Origin of the sequence: Peptoniphilus duerdenii ATCC BAA-1640 (assembly GCF_000146345.1) — a bacterium.
Classification (GTDB): domain Bacteria; phylum Bacillota; class Clostridia; order Tissierellales; family Peptoniphilaceae; genus Peptoniphilus_B; species Peptoniphilus_B duerdenii.
The window spans coordinates 1,645,767-1,670,770 of the sequence record NZ_GL397071.1 but is presented as its reverse complement, the minus strand read 5'-3'; the positions used below and the strand labels follow the sequence as shown (position 1 = coordinate 1,670,770).

26 protein-coding genes are annotated in these 25,004 nt (G+C 31.2%); all 26 read left to right on the top strand.

What is annotated here, in order from left to right:
• Positions 1–196: 196 nt before the first annotated feature.
• The 26 genes from thiW to glpK all read left to right on the top strand — a co-directional run bounded on the left by thiW (position 197) and on the right by glpK (position 24,978).
• A complete protein-coding gene (thiW, locus tag HMPREF9225_RS07565; RefSeq protein ID WP_008902344.1) occupies positions 197–709 on the top strand; it encodes an energy coupling factor transporter S component ThiW in 513 nt (170 codons plus the stop codon).
• Positions 684–1,493 carry a hydroxyethylthiazole kinase gene (locus HMPREF9225_RS07560; protein WP_008902343.1) on the top strand — a complete coding sequence of 270 codons (810 nt, stop codon included), beginning with the start codon at positions 684–686 and terminating at the stop codon, positions 1,491–1,493. The genes thiW and HMPREF9225_RS07560 overlap by 26 nt, the downstream gene beginning before the upstream one ends.
• Positions 1,480–2,115, top strand: coding sequence for a thiamine phosphate synthase (gene thiE / locus HMPREF9225_RS07555; protein ID WP_008902342.1), 636 nt, complete (start codon positions 1,480–1,482; stop codon positions 2,113–2,115). Before HMPREF9225_RS07560 ends, thiE begins: the two co-directional genes overlap by 14 nt.
• A gap of 24 nt (positions 2,116–2,139) precedes the next feature.
• Positions 2,140–2,823 (top strand): response regulator transcription factor, encoded by a 684-nt coding sequence (locus HMPREF9225_RS07550; RefSeq protein WP_008902341.1) that lies wholly within the window; start codon positions 2,140–2,142, stop codon positions 2,821–2,823.
• A gap of 68 nt (positions 2,824–2,891) precedes the next feature.
• The gene (locus tag HMPREF9225_RS07545; protein ID WP_008902340.1) at positions 2,892–3,812 is read left to right on the top strand and encodes an ABC transporter ATP-binding protein; all 921 of its coding nucleotides are present in this window, start codon (positions 2,892–2,894) and stop codon (positions 3,810–3,812) included.
• Positions 3,805–4,608 (top strand): ABC transporter permease, encoded by an 804-nt coding sequence (locus tag HMPREF9225_RS07540; RefSeq protein WP_008902339.1) that lies wholly within the window; start codon positions 3,805–3,807, stop codon positions 4,606–4,608. Before HMPREF9225_RS07545 ends, HMPREF9225_RS07540 begins: the two co-directional genes overlap by 8 nt.
• Entirely contained in the window at positions 4,605–5,468 is an 864-nt protein-coding gene (locus HMPREF9225_RS07535) for a sensor histidine kinase (RefSeq protein WP_008902338.1), read from the top strand. The genes HMPREF9225_RS07540 and HMPREF9225_RS07535 overlap by 4 nt, the downstream gene beginning before the upstream one ends.
• Positions 5,416–6,165, top strand: coding sequence for a YwaF family protein (locus HMPREF9225_RS10680; RefSeq protein WP_083773005.1), 750 nt, complete (start codon positions 5,416–5,418; stop codon positions 6,163–6,165). The genes HMPREF9225_RS07535 and HMPREF9225_RS10680 overlap by 53 nt, the downstream gene beginning before the upstream one ends.
• A 111-nt stretch (positions 6,166–6,276) precedes the next feature.
• Positions 6,277–7,032: a Fe-S cluster assembly ATPase SufC gene (gene sufC, locus HMPREF9225_RS07525; protein ID WP_008902336.1), complete on the top strand. Its 756-nt coding sequence runs from the start codon at positions 6,277–6,279 to the stop codon at positions 7,030–7,032.
• Positions 7,025–8,446, top strand: coding sequence for a Fe-S cluster assembly protein SufB (gene sufB / locus HMPREF9225_RS07520; protein ID WP_008902335.1), 1,422 nt, complete (start codon positions 7,025–7,027; stop codon positions 8,444–8,446). The genes sufC and sufB overlap by 8 nt, the downstream gene beginning before the upstream one ends.
• Positions 8,447–8,455: 9 nt before the next feature.
• Positions 8,456–9,502 (top strand): SufB/SufD family protein, encoded by a 1,047-nt coding sequence (locus HMPREF9225_RS07515; protein ID WP_008902334.1) that lies wholly within the window; start codon positions 8,456–8,458, stop codon positions 9,500–9,502.
• Positions 9,495–10,724, top strand: coding sequence for an aminotransferase class V-fold PLP-dependent enzyme (locus HMPREF9225_RS07510; RefSeq protein WP_008902333.1), 1,230 nt, complete (start codon positions 9,495–9,497; stop codon positions 10,722–10,724). Before HMPREF9225_RS07515 ends, HMPREF9225_RS07510 begins: the two co-directional genes overlap by 8 nt.
• Entirely contained in the window at positions 10,714–11,169 is a 456-nt protein-coding gene (gene sufU / locus HMPREF9225_RS07505; RefSeq protein WP_008902332.1) for a Fe-S cluster assembly sulfur transfer protein SufU, read from the top strand. Before HMPREF9225_RS07510 ends, sufU begins: the two co-directional genes overlap by 11 nt.
• 8 nt (positions 11,170–11,177) lie before the next feature.
• Positions 11,178–11,573, top strand: a complete 396-nt coding sequence (locus HMPREF9225_RS07500; protein ID WP_008902331.1) for an RrF2 family transcriptional regulator — start codon at positions 11,178–11,180, stop codon at positions 11,571–11,573.
• On the top strand, positions 11,570–12,643 hold the full coding sequence (locus HMPREF9225_RS07495) for a cysteine desulfurase family protein (protein WP_008902330.1): 1,074 nt from the start codon (positions 11,570–11,572) through the stop codon (positions 12,641–12,643). Before HMPREF9225_RS07500 ends, HMPREF9225_RS07495 begins: the two co-directional genes overlap by 4 nt.
• 3 nt (positions 12,644–12,646) lie before the next feature.
• On the top strand, positions 12,647–13,894 hold the full coding sequence (locus tag HMPREF9225_RS07490; RefSeq protein ID WP_008902329.1) for an AI-2E family transporter: 1,248 nt from the start codon (positions 12,647–12,649) through the stop codon (positions 13,892–13,894).
• 41 nt (positions 13,895–13,935) lie between these two features.
• Positions 13,936–16,560 carry an alanine--tRNA ligase gene (gene alaS / locus HMPREF9225_RS07485; RefSeq protein ID WP_008902328.1) on the top strand — a complete coding sequence of 875 codons (2,625 nt, stop codon included), beginning with the start codon at positions 13,936–13,938 and terminating at the stop codon, positions 16,558–16,560.
• Positions 16,561–16,756: 196 nt separating this feature from the next.
• Entirely contained in the window at positions 16,757–17,986 is a 1,230-nt protein-coding gene (locus HMPREF9225_RS07480) for an ATP-binding cassette domain-containing protein (protein ID WP_050748296.1), read from the top strand.
• The gene (locus HMPREF9225_RS07475) at positions 17,986–18,807 is read left to right on the top strand and encodes an ABC transporter permease subunit (RefSeq protein WP_008902326.1); all 822 of its coding nucleotides are present in this window, start codon (positions 17,986–17,988) and stop codon (positions 18,805–18,807) included. The genes HMPREF9225_RS07480 and HMPREF9225_RS07475 overlap by 1 nt, the downstream gene beginning before the upstream one ends.
• A 72-nt stretch (positions 18,808–18,879) precedes the next feature.
• Complete coding sequence (pyrF, locus tag HMPREF9225_RS07470; protein ID WP_008902325.1) at positions 18,880–19,566, top strand: orotidine-5'-phosphate decarboxylase; 687 nt, start codon at positions 18,880–18,882, stop codon at positions 19,564–19,566.
• Positions 19,563–20,192, top strand: coding sequence for an orotate phosphoribosyltransferase (gene pyrE / locus HMPREF9225_RS07465; protein ID WP_008902324.1), 630 nt, complete (start codon positions 19,563–19,565; stop codon positions 20,190–20,192). Before pyrF ends, pyrE begins: the two co-directional genes overlap by 4 nt.
• A gap of 93 nt (positions 20,193–20,285) precedes the next feature.
• Positions 20,286–21,104 carry an energy-coupling factor transporter ATPase gene (locus HMPREF9225_RS07460; protein WP_008902323.1) on the top strand — a complete coding sequence of 273 codons (819 nt, stop codon included), beginning with the start codon at positions 20,286–20,288 and terminating at the stop codon, positions 21,102–21,104.
• Positions 21,086–21,940: an energy-coupling factor transporter ATPase gene (locus tag HMPREF9225_RS07455; RefSeq protein ID WP_008902322.1), complete on the top strand. Its 855-nt coding sequence runs from the start codon at positions 21,086–21,088 to the stop codon at positions 21,938–21,940. The genes HMPREF9225_RS07460 and HMPREF9225_RS07455 overlap by 19 nt, the downstream gene beginning before the upstream one ends.
• On the top strand, positions 21,933–22,736 hold the full coding sequence (locus tag HMPREF9225_RS07450; protein ID WP_008902321.1) for an energy-coupling factor transporter transmembrane component T family protein: 804 nt from the start codon (positions 21,933–21,935) through the stop codon (positions 22,734–22,736). Before HMPREF9225_RS07455 ends, HMPREF9225_RS07450 begins: the two co-directional genes overlap by 8 nt.
• A 2-nt stretch (positions 22,737–22,738) precedes the next feature.
• On the top strand, positions 22,739–23,482 hold the full coding sequence (gene truA / locus HMPREF9225_RS07445; protein WP_008902320.1) for a tRNA pseudouridine(38-40) synthase TruA: 744 nt from the start codon (positions 22,739–22,741) through the stop codon (positions 23,480–23,482).
• The gene (gene glpK, locus HMPREF9225_RS07440) at positions 23,479–24,978 is read left to right on the top strand and encodes a glycerol kinase GlpK (RefSeq protein ID WP_008902319.1); all 1,500 of its coding nucleotides are present in this window, start codon (positions 23,479–23,481) and stop codon (positions 24,976–24,978) included. The genes truA and glpK overlap by 4 nt, the downstream gene beginning before the upstream one ends.
• Positions 24,979–25,004: the final 26 nt, after the last annotated feature.

Sequence of the window (25,004 nt, the reverse complement as noted above, 5' to 3'; positions counted from 1 at the left end):
TTTTATAGAAATAATAAAATTTTTCCTTGATAAAAATTTATAAATGTACTACTATTGAAATGGATATTTCTCAAGTGGGAGGGGAGCGCCTTTCACTTCAATACTCGCGAGGGAACTTGTATAACAAGGTGAGAGTGGACTACTTAGTCCTTACCGTTAATAGGAGAAAAAATTGAGAGAAAAACATTTATTGAGGATGGTCACATTGGCCATGATGGTTGCTATTGGAGTGGTTATATCTCCAATACTTAGGATAGAAGGATTCTGTCCAACAGCACATTTTGTTAACATTGTTTGTTCAGTATTTTTAGGACCTTGGTATTCACTTTTAAATGCATGCATAATTGCCTTTTTAAGGATGACACTTATGTCAATACCACCACTTGCTATAACTGGACAAGTATTCGGAGCAGTACTTAGCGGAATTTTTTACAAAGCATCTAAAGGTTCAATATTTTATGGTTGCTTGGGAGAAATTATAGGTACCGGTATTATCGGAGCAATAGTTTCATATCCAGTTATGTCACTACTATGGGGTAAGACTGGACTTACATGGATGTTCTATGTGCCATCATTTTTAATTGCAACCACTATGGGTTCAACAGTAGCATTTATTTTTCTTCAAGTTTTAAAAAGAAATGGATCACTATATACTATCCAAAGAAAACTTGGAGTGATGGATTATGAAAAATCTAAAAGAACTATTTGAGATAAGAAAAAATTTAAAAAAAGACAAAAAACTTGTACATTCAATAGTAAGTAAGATCGGTGTATTTGAAATTTGTAACTTCACTTTGGCGACAGGTGCTAGAATAATATGCGCTGACGCAATAGAAGAAGTAGAAGAAGTAACAAAAAATGCTGATTCGCTTACAATTTCGCTTGCAAATATAAATAAGACTAGGTTTGAATCTCAAAAATCTGCTCTTGAATCTGCAAAACAAAACAATAAACCAGTCTCTATAGACGTGGTTGGAGTTGGAATTTCAGATTTTAGAAGAAATATTTTAAATGAATTATTTAAAATAAAGATTCCAGAAGTTATAAAGGGCAATTTTACAGAGATAGAGAGTCTATACAAAGGATATAAAACCATTGGCATAGATGAATTAGAAAATGATTCAAATGATATTTTTTATAAAAAAAGTGTTGTAAAAGAACTTTCTAAAAAATTAAATTCAGTAGTATTAGCAACTGGAGAAGTAGACATAATCTCAAACGGAGAAGAAGTAGTAACTATTTCTAATGGCAGTGATTTTATGCCTCAGATTGTAGCTACAGGATGTATTTTAAATTCAATAATCGGAGCGTATCTAACAGAACTAGATCCTCTAAATGCCGCTATAATTTCGGTTTTACTATTCGACATATCAGGAGAAATATCTAAAGGCTCATCACCTATCGAAAGATTTATTAATATGCAAAGCGTGTTTTATAATTTGGATTATGAAACGGTTAAAGATAAAATGAGGCTTGAGTATGAGAAAATTTAAAGATGCACTTTACTTAGTTACAGATTCTACAAATTTAGATGAAGAAGAATATCTAAATAGAGTTTATAAAGCTTGCAAATCTGGAGTAGATATAGTTCAGATTAGAGAAAAAGATAAGACTGCAAGAGAAATTATGAGACTCGGTGAAGCTGTAAAAGAGATTACAGATAAATTCAATATTCCACTTATTATAGATGATAGGGTGGATATTGCTTATGCCTTAGGTGTTGGCGTTCATTTGGGAAGTTCAGATATTCCTGTCACAATCGCTAGAAAGATTTTAGGAAAAGATGCAATTATAGGTTCATCTGCAAAATCTGTAGAAGTTGCAAAAGAGTGTGAAAAAGATGGGGCAAACTATCTTGGGGTCGGTGCTATAAGACCAACGAAGACAAAAGTTATAACTAAATTAACCTCCGTAGATACATTGGATGATATTTCTAAAAATGTAGATATAGATGTATTTGCAATCGGAGGACTAAATAAAGACAATATTGAAATTTTAAATGGTCTTGATATATCTGGAGTTTGCGTAGTTCGAGCTATAATGCAAAGAAGTGACGCTGATATTGCAGTACAAGAATTAAAACAAAAAATAAAATGTATAAGATCCCAGTGTTAACTGGGATTTTTAGTAGGTGAAATTATGAAAATAATGATTGTTGAAGATGATATAGATATTAACAACCTTTTAAAAGAATTACTAAGTGAAGAAGGTTACGAAATTACCCAATGTTTTACAGCAAGAGAAGCATTGCTAATGGAGATTTCTGAATTTGATTTAATACTACTAGATCTTATGATGCCATTTATGTCAGGGGAAGATTTTATAAAAGAAGTTAGAGAAAGAAAAATGTCAATCCCTATCATCGTACTTTCTGCTAAGATAGATAAGGAAACGAGAATAGGAGTGCTTAAAGATGGAGCAGATGATTTCATAACGAAGCCATTTGATTTTGACGATGTCCTTGCAAGGGTAGAGGCAAATATCAGGAGATATAGAGACTTTACAAAAGAAATAAAAAAACTTGAAGTAAAAGATTTAAAATATAATTACGAAGAAGAATGCTTCTATCTATACGATGAACCTCTGAAGCTTACAATGGTTGAAAGTAAGATTCTCAAACTTTTTCTAGAAAATCCTAAGAAGATATTTACAAAGAAAAATATTTACGAAGCGGTATGGGAAGACTATTTTGCTGCAGATGAAGATATTATAAATGCTCATATTTCAAATATCAGAAGAAAGATTAAGAACAAAACTAAAGAAGAGTATATAGAAACGCTTTGGGGAATAGGTTATAGATTAAATAAAGATTTAATTCTTTAGAAATTCTTTAGAAAGTATTTAGAGATATTTAAGGAAGACCAAATATAATAATAATCAAGGAGGAAGAAATGAAAGAATTATTAAAAACCATTAATTTAACCAAAGATTATAAAAAGTTCAAACTAAAAGATATAAATATCTCTATTAATGCTGGTGATATTTACGGTTTAGTTGGACCAAATGGCGCTGGTAAAACCACGCTTTTAAAATTAATCGCAAACCATGAAAATCCTAGTTCGGGCTACATTGAAACCTTTGGTAGAGAAGGAGATGTGTCTAGAAAGATTGGCCTCGATGAAATGGGATTTATGATCGACATGAACTCAATGTACTCATACTTAAGTGGATATGACAATTTAGTCTATATTGCTAAACTAAGAGGTCTAAATATAAAGGATAAATATGTAGAAGAGCTATTTAAATTCTTCAAAATTGATAAATTTAAGAAGAGAAAATTTAAATCCTATTCTACAGGGATGAAACAGAGAGTTCAACTTGTGGCTGCACTTTTAAATAGACCTAAGATACTTGTGCTCGATGAACCTGTAAATGGACTTGATCCTGATGGAATCTTAGAACTTAGAAACTATCTAAAGAAATATGCAAAAGAAAATGAAGCTGCTATTCTAATAAGTTCACATATCCTATCAGAACTTGACATGATTGCAACCAGGTATGGATTTATAAAGAACGGAGAAATTTTAGAAGAAATTTCTGCTGAAGATTTGAAACAAAAAGGTGAAAACTATACTGTTCTCGAATTTTATCCAGAAGATTTAGAAGAAGGAATAGCTACTCTTGAAGAAAATAATGTACTAAAAGATTACAAAGTATTTGAAAATAACATAGTAAATATATATGAAGATGTAAATTTAAAAGAAATTCAAAAAATATTATCATCTAAAGAAATATATTTAAAGAGTAGTACAAAGAAGGAAGAAAGCCTTGAAGAATACTATGTAGATCTAATGGGAGGACAAAATGAGTAGATATTTAAAAGCTGAATTTTTTAGAATTAGAAAATCAAAAAGTGCACTTATAAGTTTATTTTTGATACCGGCATTTATATTAATAAACTTTGTAATTGGATATAGAGGCGGAAATGTAGAATGGACAACCACTAAACCCATAAATAGTGATTTTATAATGATAATTGGTGAGGCACTTCAAGCATTGATTCCATTCATACTAATAATTCCTATATATGCTAGCATAAACAAAGAGATAAATGAGCATGGTATGGAGAAGGCATTGGAATCAGGAATAAGACCTGTAAGTATATATTTATCTAAATTCATAAGTATAGTAATAATAGGAATTATTTATTCAATTGCGATGGCGATAGTTATATCAATTATTCCAATGACCATGGGATATAGTTTTAATGATTGTTTAAATATTTTAGAAAATATTTTTAAAGTAATTTCTATAGAATTTATTCCTATACTTTCATTGATATCGCTATATTTATTACTAATATTTGTATTTAAAAATGAAGTAATATCTCTTATTACCTACATTATTTTACTTGGACCTATAGATGAGATATTACTATTTATGGAAAAAATAACTAGAATCAAAAATTTACATTTGATTTCAAACTACATTCCAAATAGATTTATGGATAAACTTCCACTAGTATTTGATTTTAAAGAAACTACGAGTCTTTTCGGTAGAGAAATGGCTGCAATACCATCAGTATATATTATCTGTACAGTTTATACTATAGTGTTATTAGGAATCGGAATTACATTATTTTCTAAGAGAAAAGTTGAGGGAATATGATCTATTTAATCGCAGTCTTACTTTTGATTTCTATCTATTTAAATTATAAATTAATAGGAGAAAGAAAAAGATTTAAAAAAGATTTTAACATAAGGACTATGATCAACTCCACAAGTAAGATGAAGAGTGATTACGGAGTAGAACTAAATGAAGTGGCAAGTAAACTTGAAGAACTTCTTTTGAAAAATAAAGATCAAAGGGTTCAGTTAAGAAATTTAGATGATTTTCATAAAGAAAATTTAGCGGATATGAGTCATGATCTTAGAACTCCACTCACATCTATACTTGGATATATAAAACTTCTTGAAAAAGAAAATTTAAATGAAAAAGAAAGATCATATTTGGATATAATAAAGAATAAATCACTTTATCTAAAAAATATGATAGATATGTTCTATGAAGCTTCCCTCGCAGAGATGGGAAGCCATTTAAATATTGAAATAAATGATGTTATATCCATTACAAACGAATGTGTACTAGAATATTATGACGATTTTACAAAAAAATTCGATTCTACAGAAGTTGATTTAAATAATAAGTTGGAATTAGAGATAGATGAAAATATTTTTAGACAAGTAGTATCAAATATACTTTCTAATATGTTAAAATATTCATTAGGTCAAAATAAGATTTTATATAGTGATGGAAAACTCTATTTTAAAAATCTTACAGATTTAGAAGATGGAAACTATGATAGACTTTTTGAAAAATCATATGTTTTGGATCCTTCTAGGCAAAATTCAACAGGACTTGGACTTTATATAGTAAAGACAAGGCTTGACAGCATGAATATTAGCTCAAAAATATATGTACAGGAGAAAATATTTACTATTGAAATCGATTTTAAGAAACTTCTATGATTTAAGTTATAAACCTTATGGATTTAAATTTTATACGACATTTCACTTTGTAATGCTATTTGTAATTATATTAGCAGGAGTACTTTTTTATAAACCTTATTTAAGGAATAAAAAGTTTAAGGTAATTTTACATGTGGTCCCTATAACGCTAGAACTTATTAGGTTAGCCTTGGTTTATAATACTGAGTATTACATGGTTTCCTATCTTCCTTTTCATCTTTGTATATGGGGAACATACTTTTTAGTGTTGGATTTAGTATTTGTAGATAATAAGTTTATAAAAAGCTGCTTATTCTATCTATTTATGACAGGAGCGATACTTGCATTGATATTCCCAGATTGGGGACTATTAAATAAATATTCCTATGTATCGATGATTTCTTGGATAATTCATGCAATACTCGTATTTATACCTATATATATGATTTTGAACGGCGAATATAAACCTAAATTTTTAGATATTAAGTACCCTTTAATATTTATAATTGCAATATTACCGGTAATCAAATATTTAAATTTAAGATTTGACGCTAACTTTTTCTATATAAATGAACCAAGTCACGGAAGTCCTTTGGAAATAATTTACAAATATGCGCCTAACTATATTATGACTCTTATGTTAATAACGGCGGTTGTAATGGCTCTAGTTTATTTGGTTTATAGATTAATAAATTTAGTTTTAACACGCGGGAAATAAATTTTCCTGCGTTTTTTTTGTGTAAATTTCTTGATTTTTGTTTATTTATTAAATTTTAATGGTATAATTATAAAGAAATCATAGTAAAATTGTGGGAATTAAGGAGGAACTATGAATAAAGAATTATTAAAAGTTGAAAATCTTTCAGCAGGAACTGAAGATAAACAAATATTAAAAAACATTAACATTTCAATTAATCCTGGAGAAGTCCATGTATTAATGGGACCTAACGGTTCTGGAAAGACTACTCTTTCAAATACTATTATGGGAAATCCAAGATATATTATAGAAAACGGAAAAATCTTCTTTGAAGGAGAAGATATAACTGAACTTTCAACAGATAAAAGAGCGAGGGCTGGAATCTTTATGAGTTTCCAAATACCTATGGAAGTAAATGGAATTTCAACTGAAAATTTCATAAGAACAGCTCTTCAACAAAAGACAGATGAAAATATTTCATTCATAAAATTTAGAAAGAAACTTCATGAAGAAATGGATAAACTTAGCATGGATAAATCATATGGAGATAGATATCTAAATGTTGGATTTTCTGGTGGAGAAAAGAAGAAGAATGAAATCCTTCAACTTCTAATGTTAAATCCTAAGCTTGCAATACTAGATGAAACAGATTCAGGACTTGACGTAGACGCAACAAGAATAGTGGCAGAAGGAATAAACAGATATAGAAACAAAGACAATGCGGTTATTATAATTACTCACCATAGAGAACTGATAAGATCAATTGCTCCTGACAAAGTGCATGTAATTGTAGATGGAGAGATGGCTCTTGAAGGTGGAGAAGAAATCGTAGATAGAATAGAATCAGAAGGTTTTGGCTGGATTAGAAATAAGGTGAAAAATGACTGATAAAATGGAAAGAAAGAAGACCCAAATCGATGATATGGATAGGGGAATTTATGATATTAAAAATAAATTCGAATATAGATCCAAAACTGAAACTGGGCTATCTGAAGAAATAGTAAGACAAATTTCATACGAAAAAAATGAACCTGACTGGATGCTTGAAATAAGATTAGAAGCTCTTAAAATTTTCTATGAAAAGGAAAATCCTGTATGGGGTCCAGATCTTTCAGAAGTAGATATGGACAAGGTAACTACCTACATTCGTCCAAATGCAGACATGACTGATGATTGGAAGAATGTTCCAGACGATATTCGTGACACTTTTGATAAGCTTGGTATACCTGAAGCTGAAAAAGACGCACTTCTATCTGGTGTTGGAGCTCAATATGACTCAGAGGTTGTATACCACAATATTCAAAAGTACCTACTTGATCAAGGGGTTATATATACAGATTTTGATTCAGCAGTTAAAGAGTATCCAAATATTGTTAGAAAATATTTTGGTAAATGTATAAATCCGACTCTTCACAAGTATGCTGCACTTCATTACGCAGTATGGAGTGGTGGATCATTCGTTTACGTTCCAAAGGGAGTAAAGGTTGATGTGCCTCTACAATCATATTTCAGACTCAATGCTCCTGGAGCAGGACAATTTGAACACACTTTAATAATCATTGAAGACGATGCTTATTGCCACTTCATTGAAGGATGTTCTGCGCCTAAGTACAATGTGCTAAATATACACGCAGGTGCGGTTGAACTATTCGTTGGAGAAAACTCAACTCTTAGATATTCAACTATTGAAAACTGGTCTAGAAATATGTACAACTTAAATACTAAGAGAGCGCATGTTGAAAAGAATGGACTTATTCAATGGATAAGTGGATCTTTCGGTTCAAAAGTTTCTATGCTATACCCATGCTCAGTTCTACTAGGAGAACATGCATCATCTGAATATACTGGTATCTCATTTGCAGGTACTGATCAAAATATAGATACCGGAGCACAAGTAATTCATGCGGCTCCATATACAACTAGTACAGTTGATTCAAAATCAATTTCTAAGAGTGGAGGAATCGGGGTATACAGAGGTCTTGTAAAGATTACAGAAAATGCACACCATTCAAAATCTTCAGTAAGTTGTGAATCCTTAATGCTAGATCCTGAAAGTAGATCAGACACAATTCCGGTAATAGACATCAGAAATAAAGATGTAGACTTCGGTCACGAAGCTAAAATAGGCAGAATTTCTGATGAAGTAATCTTCTACTTGATGAGTAGAGGTATTCCTGAAGGAGAGGCAAGAGCAATGGTTGTTCGTGGTTTTGCCGATCCAGTCGCAAAGGAATTACCTATGGAATATGCGGTTGAAATGAACAATCTTATAAATCTCGAACTTGAAGGCGCTATAGGTTAAGGGGGAAATATGTCAACTATACAAGCAAATGAATTAAAATTTAAGACTTTTGATTATTTAAAAGTAAATGAGACTACAGTAAAAATTCCGGCTATATTCACCCAAGACTTCAGCTTACCATCAGATAAATTCGTAGAAATAAATGAATTTAAAGATGATGAATATGGAGTATCCAAAGAAGCTCTTGAAATGAATGAAGAGTTTGAAAATTACTATAGATATTTAAATTCAAAAGATAATAATAAAGAAATAATAAGACTAGAAACAGATGACCTACACACAGAACTTTTCGATACAATTGATATTGTTACAGAAAAAGGTGAAAGTCAATCAATAATTATAGACTATGCATCCAAAGGTCATAAAGATAAATTTAGAAATTCAATAATAAGAATATTAGGTCATGAAAATTCAAAGACAAATGTATTTATAATCCAAAGAGAAGGTGAAGAATCAACGGTTTTGGAATCTATCCTTGTTCATGCAGAAGAAGGCGCAAATATATTTGTAAATCAATACGAGGTAGGTTCTTCCAAACTTATATCAAATTATAAGGCAAATTTAATTGGAGAAGCTTCCCACGCAGAAGTAAATTCAATTTATTTTGGATATAATGACCATGAAATTGATTTAATTTACAATATTATTCATAAGGGAAAACAAAGCACTTCAAATATCATTATTAATGGAGCTTTAAAAGATAACGCTAGAAAAGTGTTTAAATCAAATCTAGACTTCTTAGAAGGAAGTACAGGAAGCGTCGGTAATGAAGAAGAATTCTGCATGCTATTAGATAGTACTGTAAAAAGTATATCTGTTCCACTTCTTCTATGCCATGAAGACGATGTTCTTGGAAACCACGCAGCTTCAGCAGGTAGAATAGATGAAAATATTCTATTTTATATAATGAGCCGTGGATTTTCTATGGCAGAAGCAGAAAAGTTAATAATAGAATCCAAGTTTGCAAGTGCAATAGATGAACTTGAAGATGAAAAACTAAAAGAAGAAATATGGAATAGAGTACTTGTGTATTCAGGAAAGGATTTACATGAATAGAGAAGAAGTTTTAAAAATAAGGGAAGATTTCCCTTATCTAACCATGGATAAAAACATCATATATTTAGACAATGGAGCTACAACTCAGAAACCTATTCAAGTTATAGAAGCATTAGAAAATTATTATAAATTTGAAAATGGAAATCCACATAGAGGCGCCCATTACTTGGCGATGGTATCAACAGAAGCGTATGAAGGGGCAAGAGAATATATTGCTAAATTCTTAGGAGCTGAAAGTGATGAAGTAGTATTCGTTAGGAATGCTACAGAAGGACTTAATCTGCTAGCTTATAGTTATGGAATGGAAGAGATAAAAGAAGGAGACGAAATTCTAATCTCAATAATGGAACACCATTCAAACCATGTAACTTGGCAAGAAGTAGCTAAGAGAAAGAATGCAAAACTTAATCATCTCTATTTAGATGAGGATATGCAAATACCTTGGGAAGAATTTACTAGCAAGATTAATGAAAATACTAAGATATTTTCTATAACAGCAGCATCAAATGTTGTAGGAACTATGCCAGATCTTCCACGAATGATTTCATATATTAGAGAAAACTATAAAGATGTCAAGATATTCGTAGATGCAGCTCAATACCTACCACATCAAAAGATAAATGTAAAAGATCTTGACTGTGATGCTCTAGTATTTTCAGGACATAAAATGGTAAGCCCGATGGGCATTGGAGTTTTATATGGCAAGAGAGATTTTTTAAATTCTCTTAAACCTTTTATGTACGGTGGAGATATGATCGAATATGTGTATGAAGATAAGAGTACCTACTTAATGAGTCCTCAAAGATTTGAAGCAGGAACTCAAAATGTAGGTGGTGCAGTATCTCTTAGGTACGCAATAGAATATTTAGAAAATATTGGTTTTGACAAAATCTTTGAACACGAAAAAAATCTAACCAACTACTGCTATGAAAAACTTAAAAAATTAAACTATATAGACGTTTATACAACTTCAAATGAACATAGAAGTCCTGTAATTTCATTTAATTTTAAAGATGCTCATCCTCATGATGTCGCATCAATAGTTGATACTAAGGGAGTTGCAATAAGATCTGGACACCACTGCGCCCAACCTCTTCACAGAAAGCTAGGATGTAACTTTTCTTGTAGGGCATCCTTTGCTTTTTATAATACTTTTGAAGAAGTTGACAAGTTTGTAGAATCTTTGGAATATGTAAAAGAGGTGATGGGAATTGAATCTTAATGATATATATACAGAATTAATTCTAGAACAATCTAGAAATAAAAAGAATAGAAGAGAAATAGAAAATCCTACTTACAAAGAATTAGGACACAATCCAAGTTGTGGAGATGAAATCACTCTCTATGTACTAATGGAAGGTGACAAGATAAAGGATGTATCTTATACAGGGGCGGGATGTGCAATTTCACAAGCCTCAACTTCAATAATGGTAGATACTATTAAAGGTTTAGAAAAAGAAGAAACTATAAAACTTGCTAATGATTTTATAGAAATGATAAAAGGAAAAGAGCTTACGGAAGATGAAAAAGATGAACTTGGAGATGCAATAGCATTTGAAAGTATCAAAAACTTACCAGCAAGAGTAAAATGTGCTGTCCTTCCATGGTATACAATTAAAAATATTTTAGAAGAAGGCAAATCACAAGGCTCTTTTACAGTTCACTAGGTGTAGATATGAAACTATCAACAAAGGGAAGATATGGACTTATGGCAATGTATAGACTTATGGAAAGCTATGGAGATGGACCTCAATCCATAAGTAATATTGCTATGAAAGAAAACTTATCTGAATCATACTTGGAACAACTTTTCTCACTTTTAAGAAATGCAAAACTTATTAAATCTACTAGAGGTGTAAATGGTGGATACAGTTTAGCAAAAGATCCTAAAGAAATAAAAATTGGTGAGATTATAGAAGCTTTGGAGGGGAATATGGAACTTTCCTGTTGCCAAAAAGATGTGGTTTGTCCAAAATCAGAAGAATGTCCTACTAGAGACATATTAGATGTAGTTCAATTTAAAATTGAAAATGTGCTTGATTCAATGACCCTTGAGGATATGAGAAAATGATATATTTTGATCATCAAGCGACAACAAAAATGAATAAAGAGGTACTAGATGCAATGATGGATTCGTATAAATATTATGGGAATCCATCATCCATTTATTCCCTAGGACAAAAATCAAAAGGGATAATAGAAGAGAAGAGACTTAGCATTGCTAATATGATAAATGTAAACCCTAAGGAAATATTTTTTACTTCTGGAGGAACAGAATCAGATAACTGGGCTTTAATTGGAACACTTAAAAAAGGCGATCATCTTATAACCTCTATGATAGAGCATCATGCGATTTTACACACCGCAAACTATCTAGAAGGTATAGGAGTCGAGGTAACATATTTAAAACCAGAAAGAGATGGAAGCATAAAGCTAGATAGTATCAAATCAGCCATAAAAGAAAATACAAAACTAATATCTCTTATGACTGCAAACAATGAAATCGGTATTATAAACGATATAAAGTCAATTGGTAAGCTAGCAAGAGATAACGGGATATTATTTCATACTGATGCTGTTGCTGCAATGTTTAAAACTCCAATAGATTTTAAAGACTGTGATTTAGCATCAATAACTGCACATAAATTCAATGGGCCAAAGGGTATAGGCATACTTTATGTAAAAGAAGGAACAAAAATAAATAATATTCTATTTGGTGGAGCACAAGAAAGGGGTAAACGCCCTGGTACCGAAAGTGTTGCTCTAATAGTTGGTCTTGAAAAAGCCATGAAAATTCACTATAATAGAGAACATAATAATTATGTCAAAGAACTAAGGGATTACTTAATAAAAAATTTGAATGAAATGGGTCTAAAAATTAATGGCTCGCTTAAAAATAGACTGGATTGTAATGTAAATTTCATTTCAAAAAATAGCTCGGAGATTACACTTCTAAGATTAGATATGGAAGGAATAATGGCAAGTGCAGGTTCTGCTTGTACCGCTGGAGCAATGAGCCCTTCCCATGTTTTGACAGCTATTGGGCTTAGTGAAGAAGAAGCAAACTCTTCAATAAGAATTAGTCTAGACATAGAAAATACAAAGGAAGAAATAGATACATTAATTCGAGCACTGAGGTGAGCTATGAATAAAATCGAAATAGCAAAATCTTTAATAACACCTAAATTCTTATCAAATACTGTACTCGTTCTTTTAGCTACTTTAATATTTTTACTTATCTATTATCTAATAAATATAGGAAATAAATATATTGAGAGAAACAAAAGAATAAACATAGACATACTTTTACTTATCAAAACATTGGTTGGGTTTATTTGTTTATTTATAGTACTTATGATTTTTAATAAATATAAAATCTTAAAAGATACATTTTTCTCCATTTTTATCGCAATGATTCTTGCATTTATAATAAATCCATTGGTGACAAAGTTAGAAGGAAAAGGAATCAAAAGAGGATATGGAGTAATTATTGTATACTTCGCATTTTTATTAATTCTTACAGTACTTATAGCTACAGTAATACCAAAGACGGTACAGGAACTTACAAAACTTGTAGCACAAGCTCCTGCCACTCTTGATATACTTTCTATAAAGGCAGAAGAGATTTCAAAATCACTTGCGAAAATATTTGAAGGCAAGATGTTCACAGGATTTAATCCTAGTGATATGAATTTGGTAGAAACATTTGGAGATAAATTTTTAGAAATACTTAAGAAATCTCAAGATCTTATGATTTCAAATTTAAAAAATATTGCTACGGGTATATCAACAGTACTATATTCATTTGTAAAACTTTTTATAGTTTTGGTTTTTTCATACTACTTCGTGGTTGATAAAGATAAGATCAAATCAAAAGTAGTTGAATTGATTCCAGAAAAATATAAAAGGGATGTACTTTTCGTATCTGTTAGAGTAAATGAAGCTCTACTTGGGTTTGTTAAGGGTAGACTTTTAATGGCGGTATTCGTTGGTATACTTACTATGATAGCATTACTTATAATAGGTGTAGATTTCGCCGTTATAATTGGTCTTATCACATGTGTAGCTGATATCATTCCATATATAGGTCCATTCTTAGGGTTCGTACCTGCAATACTTTTTGCACTTATAGAATCTCCTATGAAAGCAGTATGGGCAGGAATTATATTCTTAGCTATTCAGTGGGCAGAAAATAATATTCTAGCTCCTAAGCTTTTAGGCGATAGAGTTGGACTAAACCCACTTGTAATTTTATTATCGATAATTATAGGTGGTGGAATGTTTGGAGTACTTGGAATGATTTTAGGTGTTCCAGTCGTTTCTATAATGATGATTTTAATAGAGTTCTTTAAGTTGAAATATAACGAAAAGAAAGCTCAAATTAATATATAATAGCCTCCCTAATGGGAGGTTTTAATAAGTAAGAGGTGTATATGAAAAATTTAGGACTTCACGAAATAAGAAAAGAATTTTTAGAATTTTTTAAATCAAAAGATCATTTAATTTTAAAAAGTTTTCCACTTATTCCAAAACAAGACAAATCTTTATTGTTAATTGGCGCTGGTATGGCCCCAATGAAAAAATATTTTACAGGCGAACTTACTCCGCCTAGCAAGAGAGTATCAACATGCCAAAAATGCATTAGAACTGGAGATATCGAAAATGTCGGACTTACTGACAGGCATGCAACTTTTTTTGAAATGCTTGGTAACTTCTCATTCGGCGATTACTTTAAGCATGAAGCTATCTCTTGGGCTTGGGAATTTTTAACTGAACATTTAGAACTTCCTAAAGATAAATTATGGGTTACTGTATTTTATGAAGATGAAGAAGCTTATAAAATTTGGAGAGATGAAATCCATATTCCAGAAGAGAGAATTGTAAAGATGGGCAAAGAAGACAATTTCTGGGAACTTGAGGTTGGTCCATCTGGTCCTTGTTCTGAAATCTATGTAGATAGAGGCGAAGAATATGGATGCGGAGATCCAGATTGTAAACCAGGATGTGAATGCGATAGGTTTATCGAAGTTTGGAATCTTGTATTTACACAATTTGATAAAGATGAAGCTGGAGTTTATCATCCACTTGCACATCCAAACATAGATACTGGTATGGGTCTTGAAAGAATTGCAACAGTACTTCAAAATACAAATAATATTTTCGAAATAGATGCAATTAAAAATATTATAGAAAAGATAGAAGAACTTTCTAACTATAAGTACAAAACAGATAATAAGAAAGACATATCTGTAAGAGTTATTACAGACCATGCAAGAGCAATGACTTTCATGATTTCTGATACAGTTAGACCTTCTAACGAAGGAAGGGGATATGTTCTTAGAAGACTTATAAGACGTGCTGCAAGACATGGTAGACTTCTTGGTATAAAGAGAGCATTCCTATCAGAAATTGCTGATTTAATCATAGACTCATGGTCAGTTGAATATGATGATCTAAAAGAAAATAGAGAAAAGATAAAAGAAGTTATAAGAATTGAAGAAGAAAAATTCCTAGAAACTATTGATCAAGGAATGAATATATTGAATTCTTATCTAGAAGAACTTGATAAAGAGAATACAAAAGTTCTTCCAGGAGATAAAGCTTTTAAACTCTATGACACATACGGATTCCCTATAGACTTAACTATAGAAATACTTGAAGATTCTGGATACGAAGTAGATAGAAAAGGCTTCGATGAAAATATGGAAGAACAAAGAAGACGTGCTAGAGAATCTCGTGATCATGACCAAATTGGCTGGACTTCAAAGGAATCTGAACATTACTATGAAGACTTAAATACTGAATTCACTGGTTATAGTGATGATGAAAGTGACTCTAAAATAGTTAGAATTGTTCTTAATGGAGAAGTAGTTGATAGTGCCTGTGAAGGGCAAAGAGCAATATTTGTACTTGATAAGACACCTTTCTATGGAGAAGGCGGAGGACAAGTAGGAGATATTGGAACTGTAACTTCAGATAATTTTGAAATAGATATTATAGATACTAAGAAAACTTCTAAGGGAATAGTTCTAATGATTGGTGATGTTACAGCTGGAATAGCAAAAGTTGGTTCAGATGTTCACACTGAAATAGATGTAGAAAGAAGAAACAATATTAGAAGAAATCACTCTGTAACACATTTACTTCACAAGGCTCTAAAAGAAGTTTTAGGAAATCATGTAAATCAAGCAGGTTCTCTTGTTAGAGATGACTATATGAGATTTGACTTCACTCATTTTGAAGCAATATCACAAGAAGATTTAAAAAAGATTGAAGAAATTGTAAATAAAGAAATATTTAGAGCGCTACCTGTTGAAACAATAATTACAAATCCAAAAGAAGCTGCAGAACTTGGAGCTGTTGGTCTTTTTGAAGAAAAATATGGAGATATTGTTAGGGTAGTTAAGATGGGTGACTTCTCAATAGAGCTATGTGGAGGAACTCACGTAAAGAATACTTCTGAAATAGGAATGTTCAAAATTTTACAAGAAGGTGGAATTAGTTCTGGGGTTAGACGTGTTGAATGTATCACAGGACCTGCAGTTTATAAGTATTTAAATGAAAATATAGAACAAATAGATAGAATTTCAAAACTTGTAAAAGCAAACAAGAGTGAAATTGAACACAAAATAGAAACTACTCAAAACGAACTTAAAGAAGCTCAAAAAGAAATAGAAATTATTAAGAAGGACAAGGCAAAATCAGAAGTTGATAATGTTCTTGATACTAAGTTTGAAATTGATGGTGGATTTGGTTTAGTTTATAAGTTTGAAAATATGGATGTTTCAACACTTAGAGATTTAGCTGACACTGTAAAGGATAAACTTGGATCTGCTGTAGTAGTATTCTCAACTGTAAACGAAGGTAAATTAAACTTTGTAGCTGCAGCATCAAATGAAATTTCAAAGAAATATAACGCGGGTAGTATCGTAAGAGAAGTTGCAAAGATATGTGGTGGATCTGGTGGTGGAAGACCAACTATGGCAACCGCAGGTGCTAGCGATCTAACTAAAGTAGACGAAGCATTGAACTTCGCAAAGAAACTTTTAACAGAATAAAAATTTTATATTTTAATTTAACCAGGGATAATCTCTGGTTATTTTTTTACAAATAATTTTAAAATAAATTATATAGAAAAAATTTTTAAAAATTATTATTTATTTATTACTAAGTTATCTATTATAACCGCCTAAGTATTGGTTTTAAGTGAAAAATATTGTATAATGAAAGTAATATTGTATGGGAGGTAATATTTTGAGTGCAATTTTAATAAAAGACTTATCTAAAAAAATTGGAAAAGAAGTAATCTTTTCTTCATTGAATTTAGAAGTCCTAGATGGAGAATTTTTCGCACTACTTGCTCCTGAAAAAAAGGGAAAGACTACACTTGCAAGAATTATTTTTAATTTCTTAAAACCTAGTCAAGGCAAAGTGCTTGTATATGATATGGATGTGACCAAAGATTCTAAAACTATAAAGGAGGGTGTAGCATATGTACCTTCTGAAGTAATGTTTGAAGAAAATACAAAGGCATCATCCATCTTCAATAAAACATTGAGTCAACATAATTTAAGCAATAAGGATGAGCTAAACAATCTATTAGATTATTTTGATTTTGATCAAAGACAAAAGTTCTCAAATATGACTGAACGTGAAAAAAAACTATTTTCTATAATCAATGCTTTGCTTTTTAAACCACGTTTGATAGTTTTAGATGATACAACTAAAGATTTAACTAATGATGATAATATAAAATTATTCTCATATCTTAGAAATTTAAAAGAAGAATATGGTTTAACAGTATTTATGCTTTCTGATAATCTTCCAATGGCACAAAGTTATTTTGATAGAGTAGCTATTTTAAAAGATGGAGAAGTAAAAGATATTGAGTTTGTTAAAGACAGAATATCAAATGATAAGGTACTTGTAATTAAAGGACCGATAGATTCTATTAAAGAATTTGAAAAGATAGGTGCTAGAGTTATAAGAGATGAATTAGAGCTACACGAACTATACTACAATGGATCCATGATTGAGCTTACTAAGATAATAAACGACAAACAGCTCAAAAATTACTCAATATTTGATTCAACTCTAGACGACAAGGTAAAAGCACTTCAAGGTGGACCACTTCCAAAGTTTGTAGATAATAATTATAAAACAGATTATATTTCCAATAGAGAATATGATGAAGTAGATCAAATTGTAGTTGAACCTAAAAATGACGAAACAATAGTTATTTCTAATGAAAATACAGAAGTAGTAGATAATTCAGATGACACCATTTTATTTAATGCAAGTGAAGTTGCATCTGAAGAAAATAAAGAAACTGAAACTACGGATTTAGAAAACTCAGAAGACAACGCTCTAATTAAAGAAAATAATAACTTCGATGAAAATACATTTGTAAATGTAAGTCATTTAGTTGAAAATCAATTAGAAAATGATGATACAGTAATCGTGGAAACCAAGGAGGATAAATAATGATTTTTTCAAAAGAATTTAAATCAACATTTGGCAAGATGATAGCTTGGTTACTAGTTATTGGAGTCTTAACTGGACTTCTTATGGCTTTCTATCCACTAATGCTTGAAGACAGAATGAAATCTATATTCGACACATTTATTAACGGGTTAAGTGACAATTTAGCTGCTGGTCTTGGGTTTGATAAAGAACTAGATTACTCAAATATTTCTTCATACTTAGCATTCGTATTTCAATATATAGCAGTACTTATTGGAATATTTGCATTTCAATTAGGCGCGAAAAGTCTAGCAAAAGAAGAAGAAAACGGATCAATCCAATATTTATACTCTAATCCAATCAGCAGATCTGAAATAGTAAGTTCAAAATTACTTTCAGGATTAGTTACTTTATTTTTATTCTTAATTCTACTATGCGCACTTAGTTTAGGATTTATTAAAGTAATAGGTCTTAAATATCCAGACATTGAAAGTAACGACTATTTAGTTAACTTAGTAATAATTCATTTGGGAATGCTAGCATCATCATTAGTATTTATGGGAATAGGATACTTTATTTCTTCATTTACTAGATCTGCTAGTTACTCAGAGACTGTTGCAGTACTATTTATAATTATAATTGTTTTATTTGCAACAACCGGAAAGGTTCTAGGCGGAACTTATGAAATGGTTGCAAGCAAATTACCTTTTGAAGTATTCAACCCTTATAAATTAGTAAGTCATAGTTTTGATATTATTGGAATAGCAATAAATGGAGTAATATTTATAATTACTATTGCTTTAACATATCTTATCTATGGCAATAAAGAATTTAAATTTTAGTATTAAAAGTTTGAGTAAAGCTCAAACTTTTTTAGAGTAAAGACTTTTATATTAAAAAATTTAGGAGGAACAATGAAAGACGTTATAGTAGCTCTAGATTTTAAGGATAAAGAAACGTGTTTAGAATTTCTAGATAAGTTTGATGAAAGTATATTTGTAAAAGTTGGTATGGAACTTTTCTATAAAGAAGGTCCAGAAATTATAAAACTTATAAAAGAGAGAGGACATAAAATTTTCTTAGACTTAAAACTTCATGATATCCCAAATACAGTAGGTGGCGCATTTAGGTCTCTTAGCTCTTTAAATGTGGAAATGCTCAATCTTCACATTGCCGGTGGATCTGAAATGATAAAAAGAGCTAAAGAAGAACTACCAAATTCGACTCTATTAGGTGTAACTATGCTTACTTCAATAGATGAAAAAACTATGCATGATGAAATTCTTATAAATTCAAGACTTTCAGTTGAGCAAGTAGTACTAAGTTACGCAAGATTCGGAAAAGAATCTGGACTTGATGGAATTGTATGTTCAGCTCAAGAAGTTCCAAAAGTTAAAGAAGAGCTTGGTCCAGAATTTTTAACAGTAACGCCAGGTATTAGACCTCAAGGTGAAGATACCGGGGACCAAAAGAGAGTTGTGACTCCTGAAGATGCTAGAAATTTAGGTTCCGATTATATAGTTTGTGGAAGACCTATTACGAGATCAGAAGATCCTGTTTCAAGCTATAGAAAAATAAGAGAGGAGTTTTTAGGACTATGAAAGAAATAGCAAAAATATTATTGGATTTAAAAGCTGTAAGTTTATCTCCGAAGTTACCATATACTTGGGCTTCTGGAATAAAATCACCTATATATTGTGACAATAGACTCACTCTTTCATTTCCTAAAGAGAGAAATATAATCGAAGAAGAACTTAAAAATTTAATAGAAGATAAGTTTCCTGAAGCACAATATTTAATGGGAACTGCTACTGCTGGAATTCCTCATGCAGCTATTATTGCCGATAAGATGCAACTACCTATGGGTTTTGTCAGAAGCTCTAATAAGGATCATGGTAAAGGAAATAAAATAGAAGGCAAGATTATAGAAGGAGCTAAAGTGGTAGTAATTGAAGATTTATTCTCAACTGGTGGATCTTCTATAAAAGCTGCAAATGCACTTATGGAAGCAGGCTTTGAAGTGTTAGGGGTTTGTGGTATATTTTCATATAATTTAGATGAATGTGTAAAGAATTTTGAAGAAAATAATCTAAAGTTTTATTCACTTACAAACTATGATGAACTTTTAGATATAGCTCTTAAAATAGATTATATAGAACACTCTGATCTTGAAAAACTACAAGCTTGGAAAAAAGACATAAAAGATGAATCTTGGATAAATCTATAATACTATTATTAAAATTTAAAAATTACTAAGCCAAGGGAACTTGGCTTTTTTAAAATAATATTATTTAATTATCCAGTATGAAAATGGTGAAAAATGATAGAAGTAAAAAATGTAAGCTTCAAATATGAAGATGACAGTAAGTATGTTCTTAAAGATGTTTCTTTAAATATAAAAAGTGGGGAGTTTGTCTCTATTCTAGGACACAATGGATCAGGGAAATCAACTCTTGCAAAACTTATGAACGGACTATTTATTCCTACTGATGGACAGATATTAGTAGATGGGATGGATACTAAAGAAGACGACAATATTTTTAATATTAGGTCAAAGGCTGGAGTTGTTTTTCAAAATCCTGACAATCAAATCGTAGCTACAATAGTTGAAGAAGATGTAGCATTTGGACCAGAAAATTTGGGAATTGAGATGCCTGAGCTAAGAGAAAGGGTGGATAGTGCCTTAAAATCTGTTGGCATGTATGAATATAGGAAGTCTGCGCCGCACCTTCTTTCTGGAGGACAGAAACAAAGGGTTGCGATAGCTGGAATTCTTGCAATGCATCCTAATTATATTATTCTTGACGAACCCACAGCTATGCTTGATCCAGGTGGAAGAGAAGAAGTAATGAATGCTCTTATTGAATTAAATAGACAAGGAAAAACAATAATTCTAATTACCCATTTTATGGAAGAGGCAAAACTTTCCGATAGAATATTTTTAGTCGAAGAAGGAAAACTAATAAAGGAAGGTACTCCTTTAGAGATATTTAAAGATGTTGAGATGATGAAGAAGATTGGACTCGATGTCCCTCATGCTACAGATGTGTCTCATTTTTTAAAGATTAATGGAATCAATATAGAAGAAGTTTTAAATGTTGATGATTTGGTGGATGAAATATGGCAATTATTGAAATAGAAAATTTAAATCATATATATTCGGTAGGAACTCCTTATGAAAAAAAGGCCCTATCAAACATTAATCTAAGCATAAATTCTGGAGATTTTGTCGGATTAATCGGACATACAGGTTCTGGTAAATCGACATTAGTTCAACATTTGAATGGACTTTTAAAAGCTACTTCCGGAAAAATTGTTGTGGATGGAGAAGAGTTATTCGCAGAAAAAACAAATATGATTAAGATTCGCGAAAAGGTAGGTTTAGTGTTTCAATATCCAGAATATCAACTATTTGAAGAAACCATATATAAAGATATTGCCTTCGGTCCAAAAAACTTAGGCTTATCAAGCGAAGAAATAGATGAAAGAGTCATGTATGCTGTAAAATGCGTAGGACTTGAAGAAAGAATGCTAAAAAAAAGTCCTTTTGAAATATCTGGAGGACAAAAAAGAAGAGTTGCTATAGCAGGTGTGCTTGCTATGAAACCAAAAGTATTAGTCCTTGATGAACCTACTGCTGGACTTGATCCTTATGGTAGAGATGAAATATTAAGTGAAATAAACGAGCTCCATAAAGAGGGAATTACAATAGTTCTAGTATCCCATTCAATGGAAGATATATCAAAGTTTGCTAATAGAGTGTTAGTAATGAATCATGGTAAACTTACTTTTGATGATGAAACTTTAAAGATTTTTGAAAAAGCTGAGGATCTTAAAAAAATAGGATTAAGAATTCCTATGGTTCTAGAAATTATAAAGGAACTTGAAAAAAAAGGAATACACGTAGATCCAACACTGGATATTGATGTTTTGAAAAAAGATTTACTATCTAAACTTGGAGGTAAAAATGCTTAAAGATATAAACTTGGGACAATACTATCCAGGAGAATCAAAAATTCATAGATATGATCCTAGATTAAAGATTCTATCTGTAATGTTTTTTATAGTGCAATTATTCTTTGTAAAGAATCTTTACCTATTTATTCCGCAAATTATTTTCTTAACCATAGTTACAATAGCTAGTGGTTTGAAGTTTAAAACTGTATTTAAAGGGTTAAGACCTCTTAGATGGATTATTTTAATTACATTTGTAATTAACTTACTCTTTGTAGGTGGAACTGTTTTATTTAGTTTTTTATTTATAACAGTGACAAAAGAATCCCTAGTGCTTGCTACAACTACATCTACAAGAATAGTACTCTTGGTTTGGGGTTCATCAATCCTTACCCTTACAACTTCTCCAATACAGCTAACTGATGGTATTGAATCTCTATTAAAACCTATGAAAGTTGTTGGGCTTCCAGCTCATGAAATATCTATGATGATGACTATAGCTCTTAGATTTATACCGACACTTATCGAAGAAACAGATAAGATAATGAAGGCTCAAAAGGCAAGAGGAGCGGACTTTGAATCTGGAAATGTTATAAATAGAGCTAAGAATTTAGTTCCACTTTTGGTACCATTATTTATTTCTTCTTTTAGGAGAGCCGATGATTTGGCGACAGCTATGGAATCTAGATGCTATAATGGTGGTCAAGGTAGAACAAAATTAAATAAAGCTGTAATTAAATCTTCTGATATTTTATTATTTATAATTTCACTTATATTTTATTCAGCGATTATTGCTGCTAGTATTTTAATGAGATAATTATGAATATAAGAATAAAAATAACTTATGATGGAACGAATTTCTACGGATTTCAAAAGCAGGATAGAGGTAGAACCATTGAAAAAGTGCTAACTAAAGCCGTTGAAAACACTGTAAAGCATCCTGTAAAACTTTTTTATTCAGGAAGAACTGATAGTGGAGTGCATGCTTTCGGTCAGTATGCAAATTTTTATACTGAATCTACGATTGATATTGGAAACTTGCCAAAGGTAATAAACTACCATCTACCAACAGACATATCTGTGGTGGAAGCTAAATATGTAGATGATAATTTCCATTCTCGTTATAGTGCTAAAGGAAAGTTCTATCGTTATATTATCTATAACAACAAATATAGGAATGCATTATTTGAAAATCGTGCATGGCAGTATCCACATAAGATTGACATGGAAATTTTAGAAAAATCTCTTTCTTATTTAGTTGGAGAACATGACTTCAAATCTTTTATGGGAAGATATGCCACGGTAAAAGATACTATTAGAATTATTCATAAGATAGAAGTTAATAAGGTTGGAGATGTTATAAATATAGATTTTTATGGAAAGAGTTTTTTAAAAAACATGGTGAGGATAATAGTTGGAACTTCTGTTCAAATATCCAGTAAAAATAAAAGCCCAGAAATAACGAAAGAAGCTCTTGTTAGAAAAGAAAGAATTTCTGCAGGCATGACAGCTCCAGCTTGTGGTCTTTATCTGATGGATGTGTATTTTAGAGGTAATAAATGAAAAAATATATAATGGCATTTGATGCTGGTACTACCAGCAGTAGAACAATAATATTTGATAAGAATGGAGAAATTGTCTCATCTGCACAGAAAGAATTTACTCAATATTTCCCAAAGCCTGGTTATGTAGAACACGACGCCAACGAAATATGGTCAACTCAACTAGGTACAGCTATTGAGGCAATGTACAAGGCAGGAATTTCAGCAGACGAAATAGCTTCAATAGGTATAACAAACCAAAGGGAAACTACAGTTTTATGGAATAAAAAGACTGGAGAACCAATTTATAATGCGATTGTTTGGCAATGTAGAAGAACTTCTTCATATTGTGACGAACTAAAAGCAAATGGCTATGAGGATATGATAAAGGAAAAGACAGGTCTTATTATAGATGCATATTTTTCAGCTACGAAGATAAAATGGATTCTAGATAATGTTGAAGGTGCAAGGAAGTTAGCAGAAGATGGAGACCTAATGTTTGGAACTATCGATTCATACTTAATATATAGGCTCACCGATAAAAAAGTGCATGTTACCGATTACTCAAATGCATCTAGAACGATGATTTTCAATATAAATACATTGAAATGGGACGATGATATCTTAGAACTTTTAAATATTCCTAAGAATATTCTTCCAGAAGTTAAAAATTCTATGGAAATATATGGTTATACCAACGAAAAAATATTTGGTCAAGAGATTCCGATTGCAGCTGCAATAGGAGATCAACAGTCTGCACTTTTTGGACAACTCTGCATTGATGAAGCTGAAGCTAAGAACACATATGGAACTGGAGCATTCTTGCTTATGAATACAGGAGATAAAATTGTAAGGAGTAAGAATGGACTACTAAGCACTATTGCTTGGTCAATAGATGGAAAGGTAAATTATGCGCTTGAAGGATCTATATTTGTTGCTGGATCATCTATTCAATGGTTAAGGGATAAACTTCGTCTCATTGACTCTTCTGAAGATTCAGAATATATGGCTGGAAAAGTTGAAGATACATTAGATTGCTATGTAGTGCCAGCTTTCACAAGCTTAGGAGCTCCCTATTGGAACCAATACGCAAGAGGAACAGTTGTAGGTATAACAAGGGGTACAACTAAGTATCATTTGATTAGAGCAACCTTGGAATCAATTGCGTATCTATCCTATGATGTTCTTCATGCAATGGAAGAAGATCTAGGGCATGGACTTAAATTATTAAAAGTTGATGGAGGAGCATCAAATAATAATTTCTTGATGCAATTTCAATCTGATATATTAGGATGTGAAGTAAAAAGACCAAAGGTAACTGAAACTACAGCTCTAGGTGCATGTTATCTTGCGGGACTAGCGGTAGGATTTTGGAAAGATATAGATGACTTGAAAAATAAAACTGAATCTAGTGCCACATTTACTCCAAACATGGAAGAAGATTTAAGAAAAAAGAAGATAAAGAGATGGCATAAAGCTGTTGAAACATCTTTTGACTGGGGATTAGAATCAGAATGATTACAAAATAATAAAAGAGAGATTAC

Bases quoted from the DNA above. Each gene is read 5' to 3' on its own strand.
- thiW (WP_008902344.1), top strand. From the start codon at position 197: ATGGTCACATTGGCCATGATGGTTGCTATTGGAGTGGTTATATCTCCA.
- HMPREF9225_RS07560 (WP_008902343.1), top strand. From the start codon at position 684: ATGAAAAATCTAAAAGAACTATTTGAGATAAGAAAAAATTTAAAAAAA.
- thiE (WP_008902342.1), top strand. From the start codon at position 1,480: ATGAGAAAATTTAAAGATGCACTTTACTTAGTTACAGATTCTACAAAT.
- HMPREF9225_RS07550 (WP_008902341.1), top strand. From the start codon at position 2,140: ATGAAAATAATGATTGTTGAAGATGATATAGATATTAACAACCTTTTA.
- HMPREF9225_RS07545 (WP_008902340.1), top strand. From the start codon at position 2,892: ATGAAAGAATTATTAAAAACCATTAATTTAACCAAAGATTATAAAAAG.
- HMPREF9225_RS07540 (WP_008902339.1), top strand. From the start codon at position 3,805: ATGAGTAGATATTTAAAAGCTGAATTTTTTAGAATTAGAAAATCAAAA.
- HMPREF9225_RS07535 (WP_008902338.1), top strand. From the start codon at position 4,605: ATGATCTATTTAATCGCAGTCTTACTTTTGATTTCTATCTATTTAAAT.
- HMPREF9225_RS10680 (WP_083773005.1), top strand. From the start codon at position 5,416: ATGTACAGGAGAAAATATTTACTATTGAAATCGATTTTAAGAAACTTC.
- sufC (WP_008902336.1), top strand. From the start codon at position 6,277: ATGAATAAAGAATTATTAAAAGTTGAAAATCTTTCAGCAGGAACTGAA.
- sufB (WP_008902335.1), top strand. From the start codon at position 7,025: ATGACTGATAAAATGGAAAGAAAGAAGACCCAAATCGATGATATGGAT.
- HMPREF9225_RS07515 (WP_008902334.1), top strand. From the start codon at position 8,456: ATGTCAACTATACAAGCAAATGAATTAAAATTTAAGACTTTTGATTAT.
- HMPREF9225_RS07510 (WP_008902333.1), top strand. From the start codon at position 9,495: ATGAATAGAGAAGAAGTTTTAAAAATAAGGGAAGATTTCCCTTATCTA.
- HMPREF9225_RS07500 (WP_008902331.1), top strand. From the start codon at position 11,178: ATGAAACTATCAACAAAGGGAAGATATGGACTTATGGCAATGTATAGA.
- HMPREF9225_RS07495 (WP_008902330.1), top strand. From the start codon at position 11,570: ATGATATATTTTGATCATCAAGCGACAACAAAAATGAATAAAGAGGTA.
- HMPREF9225_RS07490 (WP_008902329.1), top strand. From the start codon at position 12,647: ATGAATAAAATCGAAATAGCAAAATCTTTAATAACACCTAAATTCTTA.
- alaS (WP_008902328.1), top strand. From the start codon at position 13,936: ATGAAAAATTTAGGACTTCACGAAATAAGAAAAGAATTTTTAGAATTT.
- HMPREF9225_RS07475 (WP_008902326.1), top strand. From the start codon at position 17,986: ATGATTTTTTCAAAAGAATTTAAATCAACATTTGGCAAGATGATAGCT.
- pyrF (WP_008902325.1), top strand. From the start codon at position 18,880: ATGAAAGACGTTATAGTAGCTCTAGATTTTAAGGATAAAGAAACGTGT.
- pyrE (WP_008902324.1), top strand. From the start codon at position 19,563: ATGAAAGAAATAGCAAAAATATTATTGGATTTAAAAGCTGTAAGTTTA.
- HMPREF9225_RS07460 (WP_008902323.1), top strand. From the start codon at position 20,286: ATGATAGAAGTAAAAAATGTAAGCTTCAAATATGAAGATGACAGTAAG.
- HMPREF9225_RS07455 (WP_008902322.1), top strand. From the start codon at position 21,086: ATGGCAATTATTGAAATAGAAAATTTAAATCATATATATTCGGTAGGA.
- HMPREF9225_RS07450 (WP_008902321.1), top strand. From the start codon at position 21,933: ATGCTTAAAGATATAAACTTGGGACAATACTATCCAGGAGAATCAAAA.
- truA (WP_008902320.1), top strand. From the start codon at position 22,739: ATGAATATAAGAATAAAAATAACTTATGATGGAACGAATTTCTACGGA.
- glpK (WP_008902319.1), top strand. From the start codon at position 23,479: ATGAAAAAATATATAATGGCATTTGATGCTGGTACTACCAGCAGTAGA.